This is a genomic window from Acidovorax sp. NCPPB 3576, from assembly GCF_028473605.1.
Classification (GTDB): Bacteria; Pseudomonadota; Gammaproteobacteria; order Burkholderiales; family Burkholderiaceae_C; genus Paracidovorax.
This window is the reverse complement of record NZ_CP097267.1, coordinates 1,684,783-1,708,518: the sequence shown is the minus strand read 5'-3', so window position 1 is coordinate 1,708,518 and position 23,736 is coordinate 1,684,783. Positions and strand designations below refer to the sequence as shown.

Genomic DNA, 23,736 nt, shown 5'->3' with positions numbered 1-23,736 from the left:
GACGATCCACCCTGCCGAGCCTTGCCGTGACACCGACCACCTTCCTCTACAAATCCGACCCCGTGCGCGGGCGCCAGTGGGCCGGCGTGTTCCGCGAACGCGCGCCCGAGATCGACTTTCGCATCTGGCCCGACATCGGCGACCCGGCCCTGGTGCGCTTTCTCGCGGCCTGGGAGCCGCCGCAGGACCTGGCCACGCGCTTTCCGCAATTGCAGGTGCTGTTTTCATCGGGCGCGGGGGTGGACCAGTTCGACTTCGCCGCGCTGCCGCCCCAGTTGCCTGTCGTGCGCATGGTGGAGCCGGGCATCGTGCAGGGCATGGTGGAGTACGTGACGCACGCCGTGCTGGGCCTGCACCGCGACATGCCCCAGTACCGCCGCCAGCAGCAGCAAGGCGAATGGCGCGTACTGCCGGTGCGCCCGGCCAGCGAACGCCGGGTGGGCGTGCTGGGCCTGGGCTCGCTGGGGCAGGCGGTGCTGGCCCCATTGCGGGGCCTGGGCTTCGACTGCGCGGGCTGGAGCCGCTCGCGCCACCAGATCGCCGGCATGCACTGCTACGCGGACCAGAACGAACTGCCGGCCTTCCTGGCCCGCACCGACATCCTGGTGTGTTTGCTGCCGCTGACCGATGCCACGCGGGGCTTCTTGAACAAGGACCTGTTCGCGCAATTGCCGGCCGGTGCCGCGCTGGTGCACGTGGGGCGCGGGCCGCAATTGATCGACACCGACCTGCTGGCCGCGCTGGCCGTGGGGCAGATCGGCGAGGCGGTGCTCGACGTGACCGACCCCGAGCCCCTGCCGCCGTCGCACGCCTTCTGGCGGCACCCGCGCGTGCAGCTCACCCCGCACATCGCGAGCATGACCCAGCCCCTGAGCGCCGCCAACGTGGTGATCGACAACCTGCGCCGGTTCGACGCGGGCGAGCCCATGGTGGGGCTGGTGGACCGCTCGCGCGGCTACTGACGCAGGCGGCCGGCCGCCAGCGCCCAAGAGGCACGGCACGATCTGCTGCCACCGCGCCAACAACCGCAGCGTGCTGCGCGAAACCCCGCCAAAGCAGCACCACGCGCAGCGGCCCCTGGCCTAACCTTGGGGCCATCGACAGACGCCTCACCACCGCCACCGAACCCCTGGCCCGCGACCGGACCCTGCCATGACCCAACTCACCGACCTGCCCCAGCTCGCCTCGCTCGATGCCATCGACCGGGCGCATTTGATCCACCCCGTCTCGCCCTGGCGAGCGCACGAGCGCCGCGGCCCGACCGTGCTGTCCTCGGGCCGGGGGGCGTGGCTCACCGATGCCAAGGGCAACGAGCTGCTGGACGCCTTCGCCGGCCTGTGGTGCGTGAACGTGGGCTACGGCCAGGAGAGCGTGGTGCAGGCAGCCGCCGAGCAGATGCGCCGCCTGCCCTACGCCACGGGCTACTTCCACTTCAGCAGCGAGCCGGCCATTCTTCTGGCCGAAAAGCTGGTGCAGCTCGCGCCGAAGTCGCTGAACCACGTGTACTTCACGCTGGGCGGCTCCGAGGCGGTGGATGCCGCCGTGCGCTTCATCGTGCAGTACCACAATGCCATCGGCAAGCCGTCCAAGAAGCACTTCATCGCGCTGGAGCGCGGCTACCACGGCTCGTCGTCCACTGGCGCCGGGCTCACCGCCCTGCCCGCCTTCCACCGCGGGTTCGACCTGCCGCTGCCGACGCAGCACTACATTCCCTCGCCCAACCCCTACCGCGCCGCGGACCCATCGGACGGCCCGGCCATCATCGCGGCCTCGGTGGCGGCGCTGCGGGCCAAGGTGGCCGAGCTGGGCGCGGACAACGTGGCGGCCTTCTTCTGCGAGCCCATCCAGGGATCGGGCGGGGTGATCGTGCCGCCTCAGGGCTGGCTCAAGGCCATGCGGGAGGCCACGCGCGAGCTGGGCATCCTGCTGGTGGTGGACGAGGTCATCACCGGCTTCGGCCGCACCGGCCCCCTGTTCGCCTGCGAAGCCGAAGGCGTGTCGCCCGACATCCTCACGCTGGCCAAGGGCCTGACGGCCGGCTACGTGCCCATGGGGGCCACCATGATCTCGGACGCCCTCTACGCCGGCATCGCCGACGGCGCACCCGAGGGCGCGCCCATCGGCCACGGCGCCACCTACTCGGCCCACCCAGTGAGCGCGGCGGTGGCGCTGGAGGTGCTGCGGCTGTACGAGGAAGGCGGCATTCTCGCCAACGGCCAGCGCGGCGCCGCGCCTTTCGCGGCCGGACTGGATGCCTTGCTGGCGCACCCGCTGGTGGGCGATTCGCGCCACCGCGGCCTGCTGGGCGCGCTGGAGCTGGTGAGCGACAAGGCGACCCGGCGCGGGTTCGATCCGGCGCTGGGCCTGTCCGAGCGCATCGCGGCCACGGCGTACCGCAACGGCATCGTGTTCCGCGCCTTCGGCGACAACATCCTGGGCTTTGCGCCCGCGCTCACCTACACCGAGGACGAGTTCGCCGAAATGTTCAAGCGCCTGCGAAAGACGCTGGACGACGTGCTGGACGCGCCCGACGTGCGCGCCGCGCTCAAGGGCTGAAACCAGCGGCCACGCCCGAGCAACGCCAACACGGCAACCCCGCGCCGCCGCAGAATCGAAGCCTCCTTCACGCCCCGATGCCGCCATGATGAACGAAGCCTTCAAGATCGACCGCCTGGACCTGCGCATCCTCGCGCAGCTGCAGAAGAACGGGCGCATGACCAATGTGGACCTGGCGGACGCGGTGGGCCTGTCGCCCAGCCCCTGCCTGATCCGCGTCAAGCGCCTGGAGCAGGCGGGCTACATCGCCGGCTACGGCGCGCACCTGCGCCTGGAAAAGCTGGGCGACACGCTCACCGTGTTCACCGAAGTCACGCTCACCGACCACCGCCGCGAGGACTTCACGCGCTTCGAGGCCGCGATCCGCGAGGTGGACGAGGTGCTCGAATGCCACTTGGTGAGCGGCGGCTACGACTACCTGCTGCGCTTTCTGACGCGCGGCGTGAACCATTACCAGGAGGTGATCGAGGACCTGCTCGAACGCAACCTCGGCATCTCCAAGTACTTCAGCTACATCGTCATCAAGACGCCGTTCATCAAGACGCACTGTCCCATCGAACGGCTTTTTCCCCACCAGCGCTGACCCCCTCCAGACGCCCATGCCCGATACCGCCCACCGCCCGCCGGCCCGCTTCGTGCGGCTGGCCGAGACCGATCGCCCCCGGATCGCCCTGACGATCGATGGCCTGCCTGCCGCCGCACTCGCTGGCGACACCCTGCTGGTGGCGCTGCTGCAGCACGGCCGGCGGGTGCGCGACAGCGAGTTCGGCGACGGACCGCGCGCGGGCTTTTGCCTCATGGGCGCCTGCCAGGACTGCTGGGTGTGGACGCCTTCGGGCGGGCGGCTGCGCGCCTGCTCCACGCCGGCCGAAGCGGGCATGGAGGTGCTCACCCACCCGCCCGCGGCGCACTGGCCGGTGACGCCGGACCTGCGTGAATCGCTGGCGCGCCATGCGCCGGGGGACGCGGCATGAGCGCCCCCACCGCCACCCTCACAGGCTCGCCCCGCATCGTGGTGGTCGGCACCGGCCCGGCCGGCGTGCGCGCCGCCCAGGCGCTGGTGCAGGCCGGCCTGCGCCCCACCGTGGTCGATGAAAGCCGGCGCGACGGCGGGCAGATCTACCGCCGTCAGCCCGAAGGCTTCAAGCGGCCCTACGCCAAGCTCTACGGCAGCGAGGCCGGCAAGGCCCAGGCGCTGCACCGCGACTTCGACGCCCTGCGCCCATCGGTCGATTACCGGCCCGACACCCTGGCCTGGAACGTGACCGCGGGCGAACTGCACGTGGTGCATGCCGGCGAGCAGCAGACACTGCCGTTCGACGCGCTGCTGGTGTGCGCCGGCGCCACCGACCGCCTCATGCCGGTGCCCGGCTGGCACCGCGCCGGCTGCTACAGCCTGGGCGCCTCGCAGATCGCGCTGAAGGCCCAGGCCTGCGCCATCGGCTCGCAGGTCGTCTTTCTGGGCAGCGGGCCGCTGCTGTACCTGGTGGCCTCGCAGTACGTGCAGGCCGGCGCGCGCGTGGCGGCGGTGCTGGACACCGCGCCCGCCGCCAAGCCCTGGGCCGCCATCGCGGGCCTGCTGGCGCGGCCCATGCTCGCGCTGCGCGGCCTGGGGCTGATCCGCGGCCTGCGGGCAGCGGGCGTGCCGGTGCTGCAGGGCGTGGCGCCGCTGTCCATCGACGGCGACGACCGCCTGGGCGTGCAGGCCGTGGCCGTGCGCGATGCGCAGGGCCGCGAACAACGCTTCGAATGCGATGCCGTGGGCCTGGGCTGGCACCTGCGGGCCGAGACGCAACTGGCCGATCTGGCGCGCTGCGAATTCGCCTTCGAACCCGTGAGCCGCCAGTGGCTGCCCAGCATCGACGCGGACGGCCGCAGCAGCACGCCCGGCGTGTATCTGGCGGGCGACGGCGTGCGCATTTTGGGGGCCGACGGGGCCGAGGCCGCGGGCCGCCTGGCCGCCCTGGCGGCGCTGGCCGACCTGAAGCATTCCGCCGGCAGCGCCCGCTACGGCCAGGAGGCACCCGCGCTGCGCCGCACGCTGGGTCAGATGGACCGCTTTCGCCAGGGGCTGGCGCGGGCATTCCCCTGGCCGCATGCGCAGGCCGCGGCGCTGCCCGATGCAGCCGTGGTGTGCCGCTGCGAGGCCGTCACCGCGGGCGAACTGCGCCGCTGCGTGACCGAGATGGACAGCCAGGAAGTGAACCGCGCCAAGGCCTTCAGCCGCGTCGGCATGGGGCGCTGCCAGGGGCGCTTTTGCGGCCATGCCGCGGCGGAGATCGTCGCGAGCGCCTGCCACGTTCCCGTGGAACAGGTGGGCCGCCTGCGGTCGCAGGCGCCGGTCAAGCCTTTGATGATGAACACGCGCGAGGTGCAGGCATGAACCACGGCAGCCAGAACGCCACGGCGTACGACACCGACGTGCTGGTGCTGGGCGGTGGCCTGATGGGCACCACCACGGCCTTCTTCCTGCGCCAGCACGGCCTGTCCATCACGCTGCTGGAGCGCGAGCTGGTGGGCCGCCAGGCCAGCGGCACCAATTTCGGCAATGTGCGCCGCCAGGGGCGCGAGCTGCACCAGATGCCGCTGGCCAACCGCGCGCGCGCCGTGTGGGGCCGCATCCGGTCGCTGCTGGGCGAAGACGCCGAGTTCGTGCCCTACGGCCACCTGCGCGTGTGCTACACCGAAAAGCAGGCCGCGGTGCTCGAAAAGCACGCGCACGACGTCAAGCCCCTGGGGCTGGACCTGCAGCTGTTCACCGCCGAGCAGTTGCGCCAGCGCTGGGGCATCTTCGCGCCCGGCGTGGTGGCGGGTTCCTACTCGCCCCAGGACGGCCACGCCAACCCCCGCCTGGCCGGCCCGGCGTTTGCCCGCGCGGCGCGGCGTGCGGGCGCGAACATCGTCGAGCATGCCGAGGTGATGCAGGTGGAGCGCGACGCCAACGGCTTCGTCGCCCACACGGCCGATGGCCGGCGCTTTCGCGCCCCGCAGATGCTGGTGGCCTGCGGCGCCTGGTCCAACCGCATGGCCGAACAGTTCGGCGAGCCCGTGCCGCTGGAGGCCCGCGGCCCGCAGATGGGCGTGACCGAGCCCCTGCCCTATGCGCTCGGACCGTCCATTGGCCTGTCGTCCCCCATCGAGACCGAGGGCCTGTACTTCCGGCAGATTGCGCGCGGCAACATCGTCTTCGGCGGCGGCCTGAAAGGGCCCGCGCACGCCGACCGCATCCGCGCCTACGTGAAGCCCGACAACGTGCTGCGCCAGTTGCGCGAGCTGCGCCGCTTCGTGCCGGCGTTCGAGCACGTGCAGCTGATCCGCGTGTGGAGCGGCATCGAGGGCTACACCCCCGACTGGCAGCCGGTGATGGGGCCGAGCGCCAAGGTGGAAGGGCTGCACTACGCCTTCGGCTTCAATGGCGAGGGCTTCGCCATCAGCCCCGGCGTGGGCGAGACCATGGCCGAACTGATCGCCACGGGCCAGACATCGATCCCGCTGGCGCCCTACTTCATCGGGCGCTTCGCGGCACCGCAGCCGGCGCAGAAGGCCGCCTGACAGGCCCGCGTCACGCCCGTGGCCGGCCGGCCAGGGGCGCATGCCGCTCCATGAGGCCGGCCACCCACTCGATGAACACGCGCAGCCGGGGGCTGACGTGCCGGTGCGGCGCATACGCGATGTACAGCGGCATCGGGTCCAGGCGCCAGTCCTGGAACAGCCGCACCAGTTCGCCCCGCTCCAGGGGCTCGCGCGCCAGATAGTCCGGCAGCCACAGCACGCCCAGGCCCGCCACGCCGGCCGCCAGGTACGCGTTGCCGTCGTCCACCGAGAACACATGGCGGCCCTGCACGGCCAGGCGTTCGCCCTCGCGGTGCATGGCGTACGGCAAGGCCTTGCCGGTGCGTGCCCACAGAAAGCCCACCGTGCGGTGGTGCGAGTTCTCCAGCTCGTTCGGGTGCAGCGGCGTGCCCGCGCGCTCAAGGTAGCCGGGCGCGGCATACACGCCCAGCTGCAGATCGCCCACGCGCCGCGCGACCAGGGACGGATCGGTGGGCTCGCCCCCGCGCACCACGCAGTCCACGTTCTCGCCGATCAGGTCCACGATGCGGTCGCTCACGCCCATGTCGATCTGGATGTCCGGGTACCGGGCGTGGAAGGCCGGCAGCGCCGGCACCAGGATGGCGCGGGCCAGCGGGCTGGGCACGTCCACCCGCAGGCGGCCCCGGGGCAGCGCGGAGGCGCTGGACAGGCTGCCCTCGGCATCGTCCATGTCGGCCAGCAGGCGCACCACCCGCTCGTAATAGGCCGCGCCATCGGCGGTGACGTTGACCTTGCGGGTCGTGCGGTTCAGCAGCTTCACGCGCAGCCGCGCCTCCAGCTGCTGGACGAGCTGGGTCACGGTGGTCTTGCTCATGTGCAGGGTCTCGGCCGCCTTGGTGAAGCTGCCGGCCTCCACCACGCGGGCGAAGGCCTGCATTGCATCGAAACGGTCCATGGGCGCTGTGCTTTCGGTGGCGGTGGCGGTGGCGGTGGCGGTGGCAGTGGCGGAGGGATTGTTTGGAGTCTACAAACAGTGATGGGTGGACTGGGCCCTTTATCCCCCGCACGCCGCTGCCTACAGTGCCTTCATCGCCAACCACCGGGCGGCTTCGCCCCGATGAACCCTTCATGAACTCCACCAGCACGCCCCAACGCGACGTCGTCTTTCCCCCCGGGCGCCGCGCGCTCTACGACCGCAACCGCTATTCGCCAGCGGTCCGCTCCAACGGTTTTCTCTTCGTGTCGGGCCAGGTCGGCAGCCGCGAGGACGGCTCGCCCGAGCCCGACCTGCCGGCGCAGGTGCGGCTGGCGTTCGACCACCTGAACGCCATCCTGCAAGCCGCCGGCTGCACCTTCGACGACGTGGTCGATGTCACGGTCTTCCTCGTCGATCCCGAATCGACGTTCGAGACGGTGTGGGCCATCGTGCCGGAGTACTGGGGCAACGCGCCCCATCCCACGCTGACCGGCGTGGGCGTGACCTGGCTCTACGGCTTCCAGTTCGAGATCAAGGTGATCGCGAAGCTGCCCGCGCCGAACGGCGACGGAGCTGCACGACCCTGAGCGCCAGCGCCGATGGAGGCTTTACGCCGCCAGCACCACGAACACCTTGCGCAGCGTTTGCGTCACATGCCACTCGCCGGTGGTGTTCGACGGAAAGAACAGCGTGTCGCCCGCGCGGATCGCCTGCGGCTCGCCGCCCGTGGGTGTGAAGGTGCAGGCCCCGGCCAGGATGTGCATGACCTCGGCATTGGCCAGTTGGCGCTCGAAGCGGCCGGGCGTGCATTCCCACAGGCCCGAGCGGTTCTCGCCCGCGCCCTGCAGATCGACGTCGATGCCGCTGAACTCGCACGGCGGCAGGGTCAGCGGACGGGCGGGCGTGCCCTGGTGTTCGAAGCCGCCGAGGGTGGCGGACTGGCGCAGCACGGTGATGCTCATGGGATGGTCGCTTTGGTCGATGAAGTGGATGGAAGGAATCAAAGTGCGGCGCCGGGGCGATGCCAGGCTTCACGCCCGCATCAGGTGGGCGCCAAGGCGCGCGCCGCCACCTCGCAGAACCAGCGCACGCCCAGCGGCAGCGCGTCGTCGTTGAAGTCGTAGCACGGGTGGTGCAGCGCGCGCTCGCCGTCGGGCCCGGGCTCGGCGCGGCCCTGGCCGAGCCACAGGTAGGCGCCCGGGCGGCGCTGCAGCATGAAGGCGAAGTCTTCCGAGGTGAAGGCGGCGCGCGGTGCCACGCCGGCCTGCAGGCCGATGGCGCGTGCGGCCTCCAGTGCCAGATCCGCCTCGGCCGGGGTGTTCACCGTCGCGGGGTAGTAGCGCAGGTACGTCACGTCCACCTGCGTGCCGCTGGCCAGGGCGATGCCCTCGGCGGTGGCACGCAGCGCGGCCTCGATGCGGTCTTGCGATGCGGCGTCGAAGCTGCGCACCGTGCCGGTGATCTGCACCTCGGCCGGCAGCACGTTGTGGCTGTGGCCGCCCTCGATGCGCGTGACCGACAGCACGGCCGACTCGCCTGGGTCGATGCGGCGCGCCACGATGGTGTTGAGCTGGGCCACCAACTGGCTCGCGGCCAGGATGGCATCGGGCGTGTGGTGCGGCTGCGCGGCATGGCCGCCGCGCCCGCGCACGGCGATGTCGAAGCGGTCGGCCGCAGCCATGATGGGCCCGGGCCGAGTCTGGGCCTGGCCCAGCGGCAGGTCGGGCCAGTTGTGCAGCGCATAGACGCTGTCGCAAGGAAAGCGCTCGAACAGGCCGTCCTCGATCATCTTGCGCGCGCCGCCCTGGCCTTCCTCGGCGGGCTGGAAGATGAAGTGCACGGTGCCGCCCCACCCGCGCGTGCGCGCCAGCTGGCGCGCCGCGCCGATCAGCATGCTGGTGTGGCCGTCGTGCCCGCAGCCGTGGTGCGCGCCCGGGTGGCGGCTGGCGTGGGCCGCCGTGCCCAGTTCCACCATGGGCAGCGCATCCATGTCGGCGCGCAGGCCCACGCTGCGGTGGCCGCTGCCGCAGCGCAGCGTGCCGACCACGCCCGTGCCGCCGATGCCTTCGTGCACCTCCAGGCCGAGCAGCCGCAGCGACTGCGCCACGATGCCGGCCGTGCGCCGCTCCTGAAAAGCCAGCTCGGGGTGCGCGTGCAGGTCGCGCCGCAGCGCGACGAGTTCGGGCAGCAGGTCGGCCACCGGCCGGGCGATGCGCTCCAGGCCCTCCAGCGCCGGCAAGCGCTCGTGGCCTTCCAGGCTCATTGCCCCGCCTCCACCGCGTCGGCCAGCTGGGCCAGCGTGTGGAAGTGGTAGTCCGGCACGGTGTGCTCGGATTCGATGGTGCCGCCCGAGTCCTTCATGCCGTGCCGCCGTTCGATCCAGCAGGTGGTGATGCCCAGCCGCTTGGAGATGCCGATGTCGTGGTACTGGCTCTGCGCCACGTGCAGGTTGTCGGCCTGCCGGTAGCCCCAGGCGCCCTCGTAGCGGCCGCGGGCATAGGCGAAGTAGCGCGCGTCGGGCTTCTCGCACAAGGCGTCGTCGCAACTGAGCAGCAGGTCGAAGGGCGAGCCCAGGGCTTTCTGGAAGTGCTCCAGCGCCCAGGCCTGGGCGTTGGTCATCGTCACCAGCTTGAAATGCCCGCGCAGGCGCTGCAGCGCCTGTACCGAGTCGGGGAACGCCGGCCAGTCGGCCACCGAGTCGCGCAGGCCGCGCGCCAGCGCCTCGCTGTCGGGCAGGCCCAGCGACGGCGCGATCGCATGCCAGCAGCGCTCCAGATCGTCGGGATAGGCCCAGGTGTCGCCGCTCTTGCGCGCGGCGCGGTAGGCCGCGAGGAACGCCTCGTCGGTCACGGGGCTGCCGGGCACGGCCCGGCGCAGATAGGCGAGCATGCCGCCCTCGAAATCGATGAGGGTGCCGACCACGTCGAAGGTCAGCACTTTGAAATCACGCAAGGCCATGGGTCGCACTCCAGACAGCAGGAAACGGCGGAAGGCTGGCCACGGCAGGAACCTGCAGCGGCCACAGAACATTCACCGCCGAGCTTAGAACCGCCGTCGCCCTGCGTGGCACTGAAGCGGGGGCCGGCGACAGCAGCAAGTTGCGTTGTCCGGCGCTTGGCGAAAGATTGTTTGCAGCCCACCCGGCCGCGCCGCTCCCCACGGTCTCAAAACAGGCTGCCCTGCCCCCGCGCCAGCCCGGGCCGGTACTGCGACAGGTCCAGCTCCACGCGCTGGCGGTTCAGGCCCAGGCGCCGGCACGCGGTGGCGAACCGCTGGCGCACCAGGTCGGCCCACAGGCCCGTGCCCTTCATGCGCGTGGCGAAGTCGCTGTGGTAGCTCTTGCCCGCCGCGCGGGCCTCGGCGCTCAGGCCGTGCAGGTCCTGGATGCGGGCCATCACGCGCGCCGCGCGCTGCGGGTAGTGCAGCGCCAGCCACTCGCGCATGAGCGGCGCCACCTCCCAGGGCAGGCGCACCACGGTGTAGAAGGCGGTCGTGGCGCCGGCATCGCGCGCGGCCTCCAGCACCTGCTCCATGTCTTCGGTGATGAACGGAATCTGCGGCGCCACGCTCACGCCCACGGGCACGCCGGCGTCGGCCAGCGCGCGGATGGTGCGCAGGCGCCGGTGCGGGGCGGCGGCGCGCGGCTCCAGGCGGCGGGCGAGCGCGGCGTCCAGCGTGGTGATGGTCACGTAGGCGGCGGCCAGGCGGTCGCGCGCCAGGGGCGCGAGCAGGTCGAGATCGCGCTCCACTCCGCTCGATTTGGTGATGACCGAAAACGGGTAGCGGGCCTCGCCCAGCACTTCGATCAGGCCGCGCGTCAGGCGCAGCTCGCGCTCCACGGGCTGGTAGCAGTCGGTGGCCGATCCGATGTTGAGCAGCTGCGGCACATGCCCGGGCCGGGCCAGCTCGCCGCGCAGCACCTCGGCGATGTTGTGCTTGGCGATGATCTGCGTCTCGAAGTCGAGCCCCGGCGACAGGTTCAGGTAGCTGTGCGTGGGCCGCGCATAGCAGTAGATGCAGCCGTGCTCGCAGCCGCGGTACGGGTTGACCGAGTGGTCGAAGAAGATGTCCGGCGAGTCGTTGGCGCAGATGGCGCTGCGCGCGGTCTCCAGCACCACCCGCGTGGCCTGTGGTTCGGGGGCGTCGGGCCATTCGCCGGGCTCGGTCCAGCCATCGTCGAAGGCGTCGCGCGCATCGCGCAGGAAACGGTGCGGGATCTGCGTCGCGGCGCCCCGCCCCTTGATGGCGTGCAGTGGGATCTGGAATTCGGACATGGACGGCGCCTTGGCTGCGGGCTTGGCCGCGCATGGCGCCCGTTCAACGCGCGCCTGCGGCAAGCAAAAAACTGTATATAAACACAGATATTAGCGCCGTTCGCCTCTGCCGTCTTCCGGCGGGGAGGTCACCGCGATGCCGTGGCCCTGCCCGGGAATCCGCCACCGGCGGCCAGGGAAAGCCGGCGCAGCAGGCCGCGCAGGTGCATGCGTTGCAATTGCACATCCAGCGCCAGCATCGCACGGCCTTCCGCGGTGAAGCCCGTGATCTGGGCGCTCACCGGACCGCCCTCCTGCTCGGCCGAGGTGGTGCCGGTCAGCAGGCCAGCGGAGCGCAGCAGCTCGAAATGCTGAACTTCCTCGGGGTCGGAGGTGGTGAAGGGAAGGGGCTGTTCTGCCACCTTGCCCAGGAACACAACGTTCATATGCGCACTTTCTTCGGGGGGCTGGCGAGCGCACCGCCCGGAACTCGGGGATCGAATCCGTGGCGCCCAGGCTGCAGCCCTTTTGGAGAACACACGGTAGGCCACAACGCAGTGCAGCACAAGCGCGGCCGGACGGGAGGTCGCGGTGGCGGCGCTCGCAGAATTCATGGTGTTTTAGGCCTCTGCCGCAATAAAAACCAGGGCATATCGCTATTAATTTAATAGCAAAACAAAGCCGGGCCGCCTTGGGCGCCCATGCGGGGGGCCCGCCCGGTGGCCAATGCGTTGCAGGCCCGCCACCCCCGGCAGGGCTGCGATGCGCCGTTCCGCGCGCCCTGGATCAGGAGGCCGCAACGGGCGAAGCCCCCGCCGGGCCCGGCCCGGTGAGCGCCATCAGCACGTCGGCATACCAGGCGCAGTTCAGGCCCAGCGATTCGTCCTGCACCAGATCGCGGGTGCTCATGTCCATGCGCGTGGAGTGCACGCCCAGCAGTTGCCACGGCAGCGGCGCCGGGCCCGCGCCAGCGCGCCGGCGCAGCACCGGGGCGCCGCTGCTGCCGCGGTGGGTGCGGGCATCGGTCAGGAAATAGCCCTGCTGCTGGAACCGCACCCCGTAGGCCGAGGCCACCGAAGCCGCGCGCACCACGGGCAGGCGGTGCACCGTGTCGTGAAACCCCAGCGGGAACCCGATCACGACCAGCGCATCGCCGACCTGGGGCGGATCGCCCGCGGCTTGCAGATGGCTGGCGTCGAACGCCTCGAAGACGCAGCCCTCGGGCAGGCGGGCGATGTCGATCTCGATCGCGGCCACGTCCACCTCGCCCCCGCTGTCCACCGCCTGGCGCCACAGGCCCAGCCCGTCGCGGTACAGCAGCAGCGAGAACACGGCGACGCGCGTGAGGTCCTGCGGGTGCAGGTGCAGATCGATTTCGATGCGGTCCGGAAAATGGGCGCTGGGCGCGTCGGCCAGCACATGCCGGCTCGTCACCAGGAAAAGCCGCCCGTCGCGCCGAAAGAAGAACCCGCTCGCCCCCGTCAGCGAGCGCGGCCCGTCGAACGTGCTGATGCGCGTGGTGGTGAGCAGCACGGATTCGGTGGCCGAAGCCGGGGACTGCGCCACGGGCTCGGGCTCGGAGTCGGCCGGAGGCGCCGGCGTGCCGGCCAGCGCGGCGATCACGCCGTGCATGCGGGCGGCATCGCGCTCGAAGGTGGACAGCACATGGTCGGAGATGGGGGCATGGAGCATCACGGTCCGGGCCGCCTCGACGTGGGCGTCGAACGACCGCGCCAGGGTGCCGTGCGCCCCGGGCGGCAGGGCATCGAGCAGGGCCGGCAGCAGCGCGTCGATGGCGATGAGGCTGCCCTTGAGTTCGCAGATGCGCTCGGTGACGTCTTGCAGGTTTTTCATGGGGATGCGCCTTCCAAAAAAAGAAAACGCGGCCAAGGCCGCGTTTCGGGAGAGGGTGCGGCCGGGACGGGTCACCGCCCGGGCCTTGCGCCTTATTCGACGGCGCGGATGTTGGACGCCTGCGGTCCCTTTTCGCCTTGCGTCACTTCGAACTGCACGCGCTGGCTTTCTGCCAGGGTCTTGAAGCCGCTGCCACCCTGGATTTCGCGGAAGTGGGCAAACAGGTCCTTGCTGCCGTCATCGGGGGCGATGAAGCCGAAGCCCTTGCCATCGTTGAACCATTTCACGGTGCCGGTTTGTGTCGTCATATCGATTCCTTTTCAAGTTGCCGCGGCGCGAACGTGCCTGCGGCGCAGAGACGCCAAGAAAATCATCGATGGGATATTCGACAACATCCGCCGGCAGGGCGCCGGCGGGCAACTGGGGAGAGACCTAGGGAGTGACGGTCTTGCACATGTCTACGCGGCCCATGGTACACCCGTTCCCGCAACCGCCCTGGCGCAGCGCCGGGCTCACGGCAAAAGGCGCTCGTACTCCCGCTGCACGAGCCGGTGGCATTCGCAGGTGCGCTGCAGCAAGCCATCGATGTCCAGCACGGTGATGCGGCCACGGCGGTAGCGGATCAATCCGGCTTGCTGCAGATGCCCCGCCGCTTCGGTCACCCCTTCGCGGCGAACGCCCAGCATGTGGGCGATGAGCTCCTGGGTCACCACCACGTCCGGGCCCTCCAGGCGATCGAGGCTGGTCAGCAGCCAGCGGCACAGTTGCTGGTCCAGCGAGTGGTGGCGATTGCACACGGCCGTCTGCGCGATCTGCCCCAGGAGCGCCTGCACGTAGCGCAGCAAATGCCGCTGCCACGCGGCGGACTGCTGCAGCGCGTTCAGCAGCGCATGGGCCGGCACGCGCCAGCCGTGGCCCGCGCACTGCACCACGGCACGGTTGGGCATCGAATCCCCGCCCAGCACGAGGCACGCACCGACCATGCCCTCGAAGCCGACCACGGCGACCCCCGCGCAGCCGCCGCCTTCCAGGCGATGCAGCAGCGAGACGATGGCCGTGGAGGGAAACACCGCATGGCCCACGCGCTCGCCCGGCTCGCTGAGCACCTGCCCCACGTCCAGGCTCACGGATTCGAGGTACGGGTGCAGGCGCTGCCGCCCGGCTTCGTCCAGCGCCGCGAGCAGGCGATTGCGATGGGGTTCTTCACGGTGGGGCATCGCACTCTCCAAAAAGCCGGATGCATCAGCGATGGAACACCCACCGGCAACGATTCGCCCGATTCAGTATAGGTCGCGGCCCGCGCACGCGCCGGCCACCCTGTGTGTGTCAGCGCACAGACAGTCGGGCGATCGGGGCATAGCCTCGCAGGCCAAGCGGTGGCAAGCCTTTCGCCCGTCTCTTGCCACCCTTCGCACGCACCACCCCATGCCCGTGCCGGTGCACCCACCGCCACGGCCACCCCGCCGCGCGGGGCCTCGGCATACCTCGGCATGCCGCTCCATGGCATGCGATCCCCCACACCACCTTTTTGGAGTTCCCCATGTCACAGCCTCCCTTTTTCCATGAAGCCTCGGGAACGGTGCGCTTTTGGGTCGAGGTCCAGTCGCAATGGATCGGCGCCAGCGTCGGCAAGGACGCCCTGCACTACCGCTATGGCACCGGCACCGGGGATGCAGACCCGCTGGACACCTACCGCAGCCACGCATCCGAGATCGAGGCCGCGGTGCGCCGCCGCGTGGAACAGGGCGCCATCGAGCCCGTGATGCTGCGCGAGTTCGACCTGCGCGCCACCTAGCGCGGCCGCCCGCGCACCCCGCCCCTCCTTTCCTTTGCCCGATCCGCCGTTCAGTCGCCTGGGCGCACCACCGCCCACTGCCCACCGAAAGGCACCATGCTCCCCTTCCTTCAACGCCTTCTGTTTCGCGGCAACGATGCATCGCTGTGGTCCGGCTCGGCGCCGGTGCGCGGCGAACTGTTCGGGCTGGAGCGCCTGGAGCAGCACGCCCAGAGCCTGGCCGCCGCGCAAGCCGTCAGCGCCAAGCCCCCGGCCGTCGCCCCGCTGCGCCGGCGCCTGGACGACAACGCCCGGGTGCTGCTGGCCGCCTACCGCGCCAGCGCGGCCGAGCTGGAGGCGGGCCGGCGGGTCGTGCCCGCCGCCGAATGGCTGCTGGACAACTACCACCTCGTCGAAAAGCAGGTGCGCGACATCCGGGGCGACCTGCCGGCCGACTACTACCGGCAGTTGCCCAAGCTCGCATCGGGCCCGTTCGCGGGCTATCCCCGGGTGCTGGGCCTGACCTGGGCTTTCGTCGCCCATACCGACAGCCACGTGGATGCGGGCACGTTGCGGGCCTTCCTGCAGGCCTACCAGCGCGTGCAGCCGCTGACCATCGGCGAGCTGTGGGCGGTGGCGATCACGCTGCGCATCGTGCTGATCGAAAACCTGCGCCGGCTGGTGGACCAGATGACCGTGGGCCGCGCCGCGCGGGCCGATGCCGACCGGCTCGCCACGCACCTGATGGCCCTGGGCTCCGCCCGCTCGGCGCTGGACGAGGACATCGCCGCGCGGTCGCCCCTGGCGCTGTCCGAACTGTTCGCCGCCCAGCTCGCCAAGCGGCTGCGCGACCACGACCCGCGGACCATGCCGGCGCTGGGCTGGCTGCAGGAGCGCCTGCAGCAGCAGGGCACCACCATCGACGAAGTGGTGTCGCATGCCCAGCAGCGCCAGGGCGCCTCCAACGTCACCGTGCGCAACGTGATCACGAGCCTGCGGCTCATGTCCGACATCGACTGGGCCGCCCTGTTCGAGAGCGTGAGCCTGGTGGACGAGCGCCTGCGCGAAGGCAGCCACTTCGCAGCGATGGACTTTCCCACGCGCAACCTCTACCGCGACGCCATCGAGCAATTGGCGCGCCGGTCCCGCCATTCGGAGCTGGATATCGCCGAGCACGCACTGGCCGCCGCGAAGGCCGCCGCCAGTGCCCCGGGTGCGGAGCGCAGCGACGGCGCCGACGACCCGGGCTACCACCTCATTTCCGCGGGCCGCAGGGCGCTCGAGCAGGCCATCGGCTTCCATGCGCCGCTGCACTGGCGCCTGGCGCGCCTGCGGGGCGAGCACAGCCTGCGCGGCTACGTGGGCGCCATCGCGCTGACCACGGCCGCGCTGTGCGCCGCGGGCTGGCTCGTGCTGCCCGTGGGTGCGGGCGCGTGGCTGACCGCACTGTGGCTGCTGGGCCTGCTGCTGCCCGCCTCCGAGGTCGCCACCAGCCTGGTGCACCGGCTGGTGGCCTGGCGCCTGGGCGCGGCGCCCCTGCCCGGACTGGAGCTGGCCGAAGGCGTCCCGGCCTCGATGCGCACGCTGGTGGCCATGCCCACGCTGTTCACCAGCCCGGCGGACCTGCTGGAGCAGATCGAGCGGCTGGAGGTGCACTACCTGGCGGGCGGCGAGGGAGACATCGCCTTCGCGCTGGTCGCCGACGGGATGGATGCGCCCACGCAGGACCTGCCCTCCGACGCCCCCCTCATCGCGCTGGCCGAGCAGGCCATCGCTGCGCTGAACCTGCGCCATGGCCCAGCGCCGCAGGGGCCGCGATTCCTGCTGCTGCACCGCCGCCGCCTGTTCAATGCGGCGGAGAACACCTGGATGGGATGGGAGCGCAAGCGGGGCAAGCTCCATGAGCTGAACCAGCTGCTGCGCGGTGCGGCGGACACCAGCTTCGTGACCCCGGCCGTACCGCGGGGCGTGCGCTACGTGATCACGCTGGACGCCGACACGCGGCTGCCGCGCGATGCGGCGCTGCGCCTGGTGGGCAAGATGGCCCACCCGCTCAACCGCCCCCGGTTCGACCCCGTGTCGCAACGCGTCGTGGGCGGCTACGCCATCTTGCAGCCGCGCATCACGCCGTCGCTGCCCACCGGCAGCCAGGGCTCGTTCTACCAGCGGATCTCCTCCAGCCCGGGCGGCATGGACCCGTACGCGATGGCCATCTCGGACGTCTATCAGGACCTCTTCGGCGAAGGCTCGTACACCGGCAAGGGTATCTACGACGTGGACGCCTTCGAGGCGTCGCTGCAGGGCCGGGTGCCGGACAACACCCTGCTGAGCCACGATCTCTTCGAAGGCACTTTCGCGCGCGCCGGCCTGGCCTCCGACATCGAACTGATCGAGGATGCCCCGGCCCGCTACGACGTGGCCGCGCGGCGCCAGCACCGCTGGACGCGGGGCGACTGGCAATTGCTGCCCTGGATCGTGGGCCACTGGAGCGGCCCCCAGGCCGTGTCCGCCGTGGGGCGCTGGAAGATGATCGACAACCTGCGCCGCTCGCTGCTGGCGCCGTCGGCGCTGCTGGCGCTGGCCATGGCCTGGGCGATGCCCACGGCGCCTGCCGCCATCGCCATGCTGCTGGTGCTGCTGATGCTGGCCGTCCCCGCCTGCCTGCCGGTGCTCTCCAGCGCCTGGTCGCACCGGCCGGGCGTGCGGCTGCGCAGCCAATGGCGGGTGCTGGCCGCCGATGCGCGGATGGCCTGCGCGCAAACCGTCCTGTCCTGGAGCCTGCTGGCGGACCAGGCCTGGCGCATGGGCGATGCCCTGGTGCGCACGCTGGCCAGAATGCTCTTCACCCGCCGCCACCTGCTGGAATGGACGACCGCGGCGCAGTCCAGCCAGCGCCCCCGGCCGGGCGTGCGGGGCTTTTACCGCCAGATGGCCCCGGGCATGGCGCTCGGCCTGGCCGTGGCAATGGCCTCCATCGCGCTGGCGCCATCGCACTGGGCGGCCACGCTGGCGCTGCTGCTGCCGATGGTGTCGCTGTGGCTGGCGGCGCCCGCCCTCGCCGCATGGGCCAGCCGGCCGCCAGGCACGGCGCCCCTGCTGGACCTGCAGCCCGCGCAGGCCCTGGCGCTGCGCCTGATCGCGCGGCGCACCTGGCGCTACTTCGAGACCTTCGTCACGCCGGCGGAACACATGCTGCCGCCCGACAACTTCCAGGAGACACCCCGGCCCGTGGTGGCGCGCCGCACATCGCCCACCAACATCGGCCTGTACCTGCTGGCGACGGCCGCCGCGCGCGATTTCGGCTGGGCCGGCACGCTGGAGACGGTGGTGCGCCTGGAGGCGACGTTCGCCACGCTGCAAAAGCTCCAGCGCTTTCGGGGCCACTTCTTCAACTGGTATGGCACGGCGGACCTGCGCGCGCTCGATCCGCCCTATGTGTCGTCGGTGGACAGCGGCAACCTGGCGGGCCACCTGATCGCACTGGCCAACACCTGCGACGAGTGGCGCGACCACCCAACGCCCCCGGCGCAAGCGCGCACGGGCATCGGCGACGCCCTGCAACTGGCGCGTGCGGGCCTGCCGGGCCTGGCCAGCGCACGCGGCGTGCCCCTGGCGCAGCGCATGGGCGAGCTGCTGGACAGCATGGCCGCCTTGATCGATGGCCCCCTGACCCTGCAGGAGCTGGCGCCCACGCTCGGCCGCCTGGCCGACAAGGCGGCCAGTGCGGCCAAGCCGGCGGGCACGGCGCAGGACGATCCCGGCGTGGACGAAATGCTGTTCTGGACCCGTGAGATCGCCCGCGCAACCGCGGCCCATGCCGAAGATGCCCTGGCGCCCACCTCGCCCACCTCGCCCACGTCGCCCACCTCGCCGGCGATGCTGGCCGGCCGGCTGCAGGCGCTGGCCGGCATGGCGCGTGACATGGCCCTGGCCATGGATTTCGCTTTCCTGATGGATCCGGAGCGCAAGCTGCTGTCCATCGGCTATGCGCTGGCGGAACAGCGCCTGGACGAGAACTGCTACGACCTGCTCGGGTCCGAGGCGCGGCTGGCCAGCCTCTTTGCCATCGCCAAGGGCGATGCGCCGACCCGCCACTGGTTCCGGCTGGGGCGCGCCGCCACGCCGCTTTCGGGCGGCTCGGCGTTGATCTCCTGGTCCGGCTCGATGTTCGAATACCTGATGCCCTCGCTGGTCATGCGGGCGCCCGCGGACAGCCTGCTGGAGCAGACGAACCGTCTCGTCGTGCAGCGGCAGATCGCATACGGGCAGGCGCTCGGCATCCCGTGGGGCATCTCGGAGTCCGCCTACAACGCGCGCGACATGGAGTTCACCTATCAGTACTCCAACTTCGGCGTACCGGGCCTGGGCCTCAAGCGCGGGCTCGGCGACAACCGGGTCATCGCCCCCTACGCCACCGGCCTGGCCGCCATGGTGGAGCCGCGCGCGGCACTGCTGAACTACGAGCGCCTGGCCGCCATGGGGGCGCTCGGCCACCATGGCTTCTACGAAGCGCTGGATTTCACGCCCACGCGCCTGCCCGAAGGGCAGCCGGTGGCCATCGTGCGCAACTACATGGCCCATCACCAGGGCATGACCATCGTGGCCCTTCTCAACGTGCTGATGGGCGGCCGCATGCGGGAGCGCTTTCACCGCGAGCCCATGGTCCAGTCCAGCGAACTGCTGATGCAGGAGCGCACGCCGCGCAACGTGGCAGTGGACCGGCCGCGCGCCGAAGAGGTGAAAGCCTCGCTGGACGGCAGCGTGATCCAGCCGCCCACCGTGCGCCGCCTGGGCGCCGGGGCGCCCGGGCCGGTCACGCACCTGCTGTCCAACGGCAGCTACACGGTCATGCTCACGGCCGCGGGCGCGGGCTACAGCCGCTGGCGCGGGGTGGCGGTGACGCGCTGGCGCGAAGACGCCACGCGGGATTCGCACGGCAGCTTCATCTACCTGCGCGATGTGCAAAGCGCCCAGGTGTGGTCCCCCACCACCCAGCCCCTTGGGGCCAGCCACCACCACGGCGACGTGCTGTTCGGCGAGGACCACGCCACGTTCTCGCACCACGACAAGGGCCTGCTCACCACGCTGGACGTGCTGGTGTCCGGCGAGACCGATGGCGAGGTGCGCCGCATCTCGCTGGCCAACAGCGGGCGGCGGACGCGCGAGGTCGATGTGACCTCCTACGCCGAGGTGGTGCTGGCGCCGCAGGCCGCGGACGACGCGCACCCCGCGTTCTCCAAGCTCTTCGTGCTGACCGAGTACCTGCCGGAATTCGGCGCGCTGATCGCCACGCGCCGGCCGCGCACGCCCCACGAGCCGCAGGCATGGGCCGGGCATTTCGCGGTGCTGGAAGGCGAGATCACCGCGGCGCCCCAGTACGGCTCCGACCGCGCGGGCTTCCTGGGCCGGGGGCGCAACCCCGCCACCGCCGCCGCCGTGCTGCAGGGCCTGCCGCTGTCGGGCGCCGTGGGCACGGTGCTGGACCCGGTGTTCGCGCTGCGCCAGCGGGTGCGCGTGGCACCGGGCGGGCTGGCGCGCATCGCCTTCTGGACCGTGGTGGCATCGACCCGTGCGGGACTGCTGGACCTCATCGACCAGCACCATGAGCGCAGCGCCTTCGACCGCGCCGCCACGCTGTCGTGGACGCAGGCCCAGGTGCAGCTGCGCCACCTGGGGGTGGACGGCGAGGAAGCCGCCGACTTCCAGCGCCTGGCCGCGCCGCTGCTGTATGCCGACCGCCGTTTCCGCGCCCATCCCGAGACCTTGCTGCAGGGGGCCGGGCCGCAGTCGGGTCTGTGGCCGCACGCGGTCTCCGGCGACCTGCCCATCGTGGTGCTGCGCATCGATGACATCGAAGACATGCCGCAGGTGCGGCAATTGCTCACGGCCCACGAATACTGGCGCATGAAGCAGCTGAGCGTGGACCTGGTCATCCTGAACGAACGCGCGTCTTCCTACGTGCAGGACCTGCAGGTGGCCATCGAGACCGCGGTGCGCAGCAGCCAGGCGCGCCCGGCCATGGCGTCGGGCCTGGCGCAGGGCGCGGTCCATGTGCTGCGGGCCGACCTGCTGGGGGTGAAAGGGCGCGCGCTGCTGCAGTCGGCGGCGCGCCTGGAGCTCGTCGCGCGCCAGGGCCCGGTCGCCGACCGGCTCGCCCGCATGGCGCCGCACGCCCCGAGCGTGGCACCGGCCCCCGCCCGGCCGGCCTGGGTGCCGCCACCCGCCCCTCCGGCGGCTGGCGCGGCCCCCGCCGCGGCTGCCCCCGAGGACCTGGAATTCTTCAACGGCCTGGGCGGATTCGCACTGGACGGGCGGGAGTATGTCGTGCGGCTGGGCGCAGGCCGGGCCACCCCGGCGCCGTGGATCAACGTCATCGCCAACCCGGGGTTCGGGTTCCAGGTGTCCGAGCGCGGCAGCACCTGCACCTGGTGCACCAACAGCCGCGAGAACCAGCTGACCCCGTGGTCTAACGACCCCGTGAGCGATCCGTCGGGAGAAGCGATCTACGTGCACGACGAAGCCACGGGCGAAGCGTGGACCGCCACCGCGCAGCCCCTGGGCGACGATGGCCTGTACGAAGCGCGCCACGGCCACGGCTACAGCCGGTTCGCGCATGCGGCACGCGGCCTGGGGCTGGAACTGCTGCAGTACGTGCCCGGCGAAGACCCCGTCAAGATCTCGCGCCTCACGCTGCGCAATACCTCGGAGAAGGCCCGGCGCCTGACCGTCACGGCCTATGCCGAATGGGTGCTGGGCACCTCGCGCGGCGCGTCGGCGCCTTTCATCGTGACCTCCGTGGATGAAGGCAGCGGCGCCCTGCTCGCCCACAAGCCCTGGGACATGGCCTTTCCCGGCCGGGTGGCCTTCGCGGACCTGCGCGGTCAGCAGACGGCCTGGACGGCCGACCGCACCGAGTTCCTGGGCCGCCACGGCGGGCCTGGGGCACCCGCCGCGCTCGCCGGCAACGACCCGCTGTCGGGCCGCACGGGGGCCGGGCTCGACCCCTGCGCGGCGCTGCAGTGCGTGGTCGAACTGGCCCCGGGGGCTTCGGTGGAGGTGGTGTCCCTGCTCGGGCAAGGCGACTCGCTGGAAGCGACGCAGGCGCTCATCGCCCGCTACCGCACGTGCGATCTCGATGCCGTGCTGGCGCAGGTGACCGATGGCTGGCGGCAGACTTTGGGCGCGGTGCAGGTGCGCACGCCCGACCGGGCCATGGACATCCTGCTCAACGGCTGGCTGCTCTACCAGACCATCGCCTGCCGGCTGTGGGCGCGGGCGGCCTTCTACCAGGCCAGCGGCGCCTACGGGTTCCGAGACCAGCTGCAGGACGGGATGGCGCTGCGCTTCACGCACCCGGACCAGACCCGCGCGCACCTGCTGCGCGCCGCCGGCCGCCAGTTCCCGGAAGGCGACGTGCAGCACTGGTGGCTGCCGCACTCCGGCCAGGGCGTGCGCACCCGCATCTCGGACGACCGCGCCTGGCTGGCCTATGCGGCGGCGGAGTACATCGCCACCTCGGGCGATCTGGCCGTGCTGGACGAAGCCGTGCCCTTCCTCGAAGGCCCCGCGCTGCAGCCCGGCGAACACGATGCGTTCTTCCAGCCCATGCCGTCCGGGCTGTCGGCCTCGCTGTTCGAGCACTGCGCCCGCGCATTGGACCAATGCATGGAACTCACGGGCCGGCAGGGGCTGCCGCTCATCGGCACCGGCGACTGGAACGACGGCATGAACCGCGTGGGCGCCGAAGGGCAAGGCGAAAGCGTGTGGCTCGGCTGGCTGCTGATCCGCACCGTCGCCCTCTTCGCGCCGCTGGCCGAAGGCCGGGGCGATGCCCGGGCCGCGCTCTGGCGCGCGCACGCCGAATCGGTGCGCACCGCCATCGAGGCGGTGGCATGGGACGGCGCCTGGTACCGCCGCGCCACCTTCGACGACGGCACCTGGCTGGGCTCGCAGGACAGCGGGGAATGCCGCATCGACGCCATCGCCCAGGCCTGGGCCGTGCTGTCGGGGGCCGCCGACCCGGCGCGCGCCGCCCAGGCCATGGATTCGCTGGAGCGGCACCTGATCCGCCAGGACGACGGGCTCGCCCTGCTGCTGGCCCCCCCGTTCGACCAGATGCCGCGGGACCCCGGGTACATCAAGGGCTACCCGCCCGGCCTGCGCGAGAACGGCGGCCAGTACAGCCACGCCGCCATGTGGTCCATCCTCGCCTTCGCGCAGCAGGGCGATGGCGACCGGGCCGCTGCGCTGTTCCGGCTGGTAAACCCCATCCTGCACGCCAGCACGCCCGAGCAGGTCGCCCGCTACCAGGTGGAGCCCTACGTGATCGCGGCCGACGTCTATGCCGTGCCCCCGCATGCCGGCCGCGGCGGCTGGACCTGGTACACCGGCTCGGCCGCGTGGATGTACCGCGCGGGCATCGAAGGCATCCTGGGGCTGCGCCGCGAAGGCACGGCGCTGCGCGTGCGGCCCTGCATTCCTGCGGACTGGCCGGGGTTCGAGGCGACGGTCACCATCGGCACCAGCCACTGCGCGATCCGCGTCTCCCGCACCCCGGGCGCGAGCGGCCCGCCGCAGGCCTGGCTGGACGGCGCCTCTGCGCCGTACGAAGACACCGGCGTTCGCGTGCCGCTCGACGGCGGCGGGCACGACCTGCTGCTGACGCTCTGATCGCGGCGCGCCCCATGCACCGAAGCCTGCCCATACTGTATTTAAATACAGACACTCAGTACACTCTGGCCCACCATGGATTTCGCTCTGTGGCACAGTCGGAGGGCACGCCTGCAGGC

The 23,736-nt window shown here is 71.4% G+C and carries 18 protein-coding genes; 9 read left to right on the top strand and 9 right to left on the bottom strand.

Annotated elements, in window-relative coordinates; translation table 11 throughout:
* Window positions 1-26 precede the first annotated feature (26 nt).
* The 6 genes from M5C98_RS07870 (at window position 27) to M5C98_RS07845 (ending at window position 6,108) form a co-directional block, all read left to right on the top strand.
* Window positions 27-962, top strand: coding sequence for a 2-hydroxyacid dehydrogenase (locus M5C98_RS07870; protein WP_272552035.1), 936 nt, complete (start codon window positions 27-29; stop codon window positions 960-962).
* Window positions 963-1,152: 190 nt separating this feature from the next.
* Window positions 1,153-2,556 carry an aspartate aminotransferase family protein gene (locus M5C98_RS07865; RefSeq protein ID WP_272552034.1) on the top strand — a complete coding sequence of 468 codons (1,404 nt, stop codon included), beginning with the start codon at window positions 1,153-1,155 and terminating at the stop codon, window positions 2,554-2,556.
* A gap of 88 nt (window positions 2,557-2,644) precedes the next feature.
* Window positions 2,645-3,139, top strand: a complete 495-nt coding sequence (locus tag M5C98_RS07860; RefSeq protein ID WP_272553201.1) for an Lrp/AsnC family transcriptional regulator — start codon at window positions 2,645-2,647, stop codon at window positions 3,137-3,139.
* Window positions 3,140-3,155: 16 nt separating this feature from the next.
* Window positions 3,156-3,530 carry a (2Fe-2S)-binding protein gene (locus M5C98_RS07855; RefSeq protein ID WP_272552033.1) on the top strand — a complete coding sequence of 125 codons (375 nt, stop codon included), beginning with the start codon at window positions 3,156-3,158 and terminating at the stop codon, window positions 3,528-3,530.
* Window positions 3,527-4,939 carry an FAD/NAD(P)-dependent oxidoreductase gene (locus M5C98_RS07850; protein WP_272552032.1) on the top strand — a complete coding sequence of 471 codons (1,413 nt, stop codon included), beginning with the start codon at window positions 3,527-3,529 and terminating at the stop codon, window positions 4,937-4,939. Before M5C98_RS07855 ends, M5C98_RS07850 begins: the two co-directional genes overlap by 4 nt.
* Window positions 4,936-6,108 (top strand): NAD(P)/FAD-dependent oxidoreductase, encoded by a 1,173-nt coding sequence (locus tag M5C98_RS07845; protein WP_272552030.1) that lies wholly within the window; start codon window positions 4,936-4,938, stop codon window positions 6,106-6,108. The genes M5C98_RS07850 and M5C98_RS07845 overlap by 4 nt, the downstream gene beginning before the upstream one ends.
* Window positions 6,109-6,118: 10 nt before the next feature.
* Here M5C98_RS07845 and M5C98_RS07840 read toward each other — a convergent pair whose 3' ends face one another.
* Window positions 6,119-7,045 (bottom strand): LysR family transcriptional regulator, encoded by a 927-nt coding sequence (locus M5C98_RS07840; RefSeq protein ID WP_272552029.1) that lies wholly within the window; start codon window positions 7,043-7,045, stop codon window positions 6,119-6,121.
* Between the two features lie 173 nt (window positions 7,046-7,218).
* On the opposite strand from M5C98_RS07840, the gene M5C98_RS07835 reads away from it, so the two are divergent.
* Complete coding sequence (locus tag M5C98_RS07835; protein ID WP_272552027.1) at window positions 7,219-7,653, top strand: RidA family protein; 435 nt, start codon at window positions 7,219-7,221, stop codon at window positions 7,651-7,653.
* 21 nt (window positions 7,654-7,674) lie between these two features.
* Here M5C98_RS07835 and M5C98_RS07830 read toward each other — a convergent pair whose 3' ends face one another.
* The 8 genes from M5C98_RS07830 to M5C98_RS07795 all read right to left on the bottom strand — a co-directional run bounded on the left by M5C98_RS07830 (window position 7,675) and on the right by M5C98_RS07795 (window position 14,390).
* Window positions 7,675-8,028, bottom strand: a complete 354-nt coding sequence (locus tag M5C98_RS07830; RefSeq protein WP_272552025.1) for a cupin domain-containing protein — start codon at window positions 8,026-8,028, stop codon at window positions 7,675-7,677.
* An 80-nt stretch (window positions 8,029-8,108) separates the two neighbouring features.
* Window positions 8,109-9,329 (bottom strand): M20 aminoacylase family protein, encoded by a 1,221-nt coding sequence (locus M5C98_RS07825; RefSeq protein WP_272552023.1) that lies wholly within the window; start codon window positions 9,327-9,329, stop codon window positions 8,109-8,111.
* Window positions 9,326-10,024: an HAD-IA family hydrolase gene (locus M5C98_RS07820; protein WP_272552021.1), complete on the bottom strand. Its 699-nt coding sequence runs from the start codon at window positions 10,022-10,024 to the stop codon at window positions 9,326-9,328. The genes M5C98_RS07825 and M5C98_RS07820 overlap by 4 nt, the downstream gene beginning before the upstream one ends.
* Before the next feature lie 206 nt (window positions 10,025-10,230).
* Window positions 10,231-11,340: a PA0069 family radical SAM protein gene (locus M5C98_RS07815; protein ID WP_272552019.1), complete on the bottom strand. Its 1,110-nt coding sequence runs from the start codon at window positions 11,338-11,340 to the stop codon at window positions 10,231-10,233.
* A gap of 128 nt (window positions 11,341-11,468) precedes the next feature.
* Window positions 11,469-11,765 carry a hypothetical protein gene (locus M5C98_RS07810; protein WP_272552017.1) on the bottom strand — a complete coding sequence of 99 codons (297 nt, stop codon included), beginning with the start codon at window positions 11,763-11,765 and terminating at the stop codon, window positions 11,469-11,471.
* Between the two features lie 340 nt (window positions 11,766-12,105).
* The gene (locus M5C98_RS07805; protein ID WP_272552016.1) at window positions 12,106-13,173 is read right to left on the bottom strand and encodes a S1 family peptidase; all 1,068 of its coding nucleotides are present in this window, start codon (window positions 13,171-13,173) and stop codon (window positions 12,106-12,108) included.
* 92 nt (window positions 13,174-13,265) lie between these two features.
* A complete protein-coding gene (gene cspE, locus M5C98_RS07800) occupies window positions 13,266-13,481 on the bottom strand; it encodes a transcription antiterminator/RNA stability regulator CspE (RefSeq protein WP_272552015.1) in 216 nt (71 codons plus the stop codon).
* Between the two features lie 204 nt (window positions 13,482-13,685).
* Window positions 13,686-14,390, bottom strand: a complete 705-nt coding sequence (locus tag M5C98_RS07795; RefSeq protein WP_272552013.1) for a Crp/Fnr family transcriptional regulator — start codon at window positions 14,388-14,390, stop codon at window positions 13,686-13,688.
* A gap of 323 nt (window positions 14,391-14,713) precedes the next feature.
* On the opposite strand from M5C98_RS07795, the gene M5C98_RS07790 reads away from it, so the two are divergent.
* Both M5C98_RS07790 and M5C98_RS07785 read left to right on the top strand, forming a co-directional pair.
* Window positions 14,714-14,968, top strand: a complete 255-nt coding sequence (locus tag M5C98_RS07790; protein ID WP_272552012.1) for a DUF1488 family protein — start codon at window positions 14,714-14,716, stop codon at window positions 14,966-14,968.
* A 96-nt stretch (window positions 14,969-15,064) separates the two neighbouring features.
* A complete protein-coding gene (locus tag M5C98_RS07785; RefSeq protein WP_272552011.1) occupies window positions 15,065-23,617 on the top strand; it encodes a GH36-type glycosyl hydrolase domain-containing protein in 8,553 nt (2,850 codons plus the stop codon).
* Window positions 23,618-23,736: the final 119 nt, after the last annotated feature.

Excerpts from the sequence above, each read along its gene's own strand:
- M5C98_RS07865 (WP_272552034.1), top strand. The coding sequence starts at position 1,153 with ATGACCCAACTCACCGACCTGCCCCAGCTCGCCTCGCTCGATGCCATC.
- M5C98_RS07860 (WP_272553201.1), top strand. The coding sequence starts at position 2,645 with ATGAACGAAGCCTTCAAGATCGACCGCCTGGACCTGCGCATCCTCGCG.
- M5C98_RS07855 (WP_272552033.1), top strand. The coding sequence starts at position 3,156 with ATGCCCGATACCGCCCACCGCCCGCCGGCCCGCTTCGTGCGGCTGGCC.
- M5C98_RS07850 (WP_272552032.1), top strand. The coding sequence starts at position 3,527 with ATGAGCGCCCCCACCGCCACCCTCACAGGCTCGCCCCGCATCGTGGTG.
- M5C98_RS07845 (WP_272552030.1), top strand. The coding sequence starts at position 4,936 with ATGAACCACGGCAGCCAGAACGCCACGGCGTACGACACCGACGTGCTG.
- M5C98_RS07840 (WP_272552029.1), bottom strand. The coding sequence starts at position 7,045 with ATGGACCGTTTCGATGCAATGCAGGCCTTCGCCCGCGTGGTGGAGGCC.
- M5C98_RS07835 (WP_272552027.1), top strand. The coding sequence starts at position 7,219 with ATGAACTCCACCAGCACGCCCCAACGCGACGTCGTCTTTCCCCCCGGG.
- M5C98_RS07830 (WP_272552025.1), bottom strand. The coding sequence starts at position 8,028 with ATGAGCATCACCGTGCTGCGCCAGTCCGCCACCCTCGGCGGCTTCGAA.
- M5C98_RS07825 (WP_272552023.1), bottom strand. The coding sequence starts at position 9,329 with ATGAGCCTGGAAGGCCACGAGCGCTTGCCGGCGCTGGAGGGCCTGGAG.
- M5C98_RS07820 (WP_272552021.1), bottom strand. The coding sequence starts at position 10,024 with ATGGCCTTGCGTGATTTCAAAGTGCTGACCTTCGACGTGGTCGGCACC.
- M5C98_RS07815 (WP_272552019.1), bottom strand. The coding sequence starts at position 11,340 with ATGTCCGAATTCCAGATCCCACTGCACGCCATCAAGGGGCGGGGCGCC.
- M5C98_RS07810 (WP_272552017.1), bottom strand. The coding sequence starts at position 11,765 with ATGAACGTTGTGTTCCTGGGCAAGGTGGCAGAACAGCCCCTTCCCTTC.
- M5C98_RS07805 (WP_272552016.1), bottom strand. The coding sequence starts at position 13,173 with ATGAAAAACCTGCAAGACGTCACCGAGCGCATCTGCGAACTCAAGGGC.
- cspE (WP_272552015.1), bottom strand. The coding sequence starts at position 13,481 with ATGACGACACAAACCGGCACCGTGAAATGGTTCAACGATGGCAAGGGC.
- M5C98_RS07795 (WP_272552013.1), bottom strand. The coding sequence starts at position 14,390 with ATGCCCCACCGTGAAGAACCCCATCGCAATCGCCTGCTCGCGGCGCTG.
- M5C98_RS07790 (WP_272552012.1), top strand. The coding sequence starts at position 14,714 with ATGTCACAGCCTCCCTTTTTCCATGAAGCCTCGGGAACGGTGCGCTTT.
- M5C98_RS07785 (WP_272552011.1), top strand. The coding sequence starts at position 15,065 with ATGCTCCCCTTCCTTCAACGCCTTCTGTTTCGCGGCAACGATGCATCG.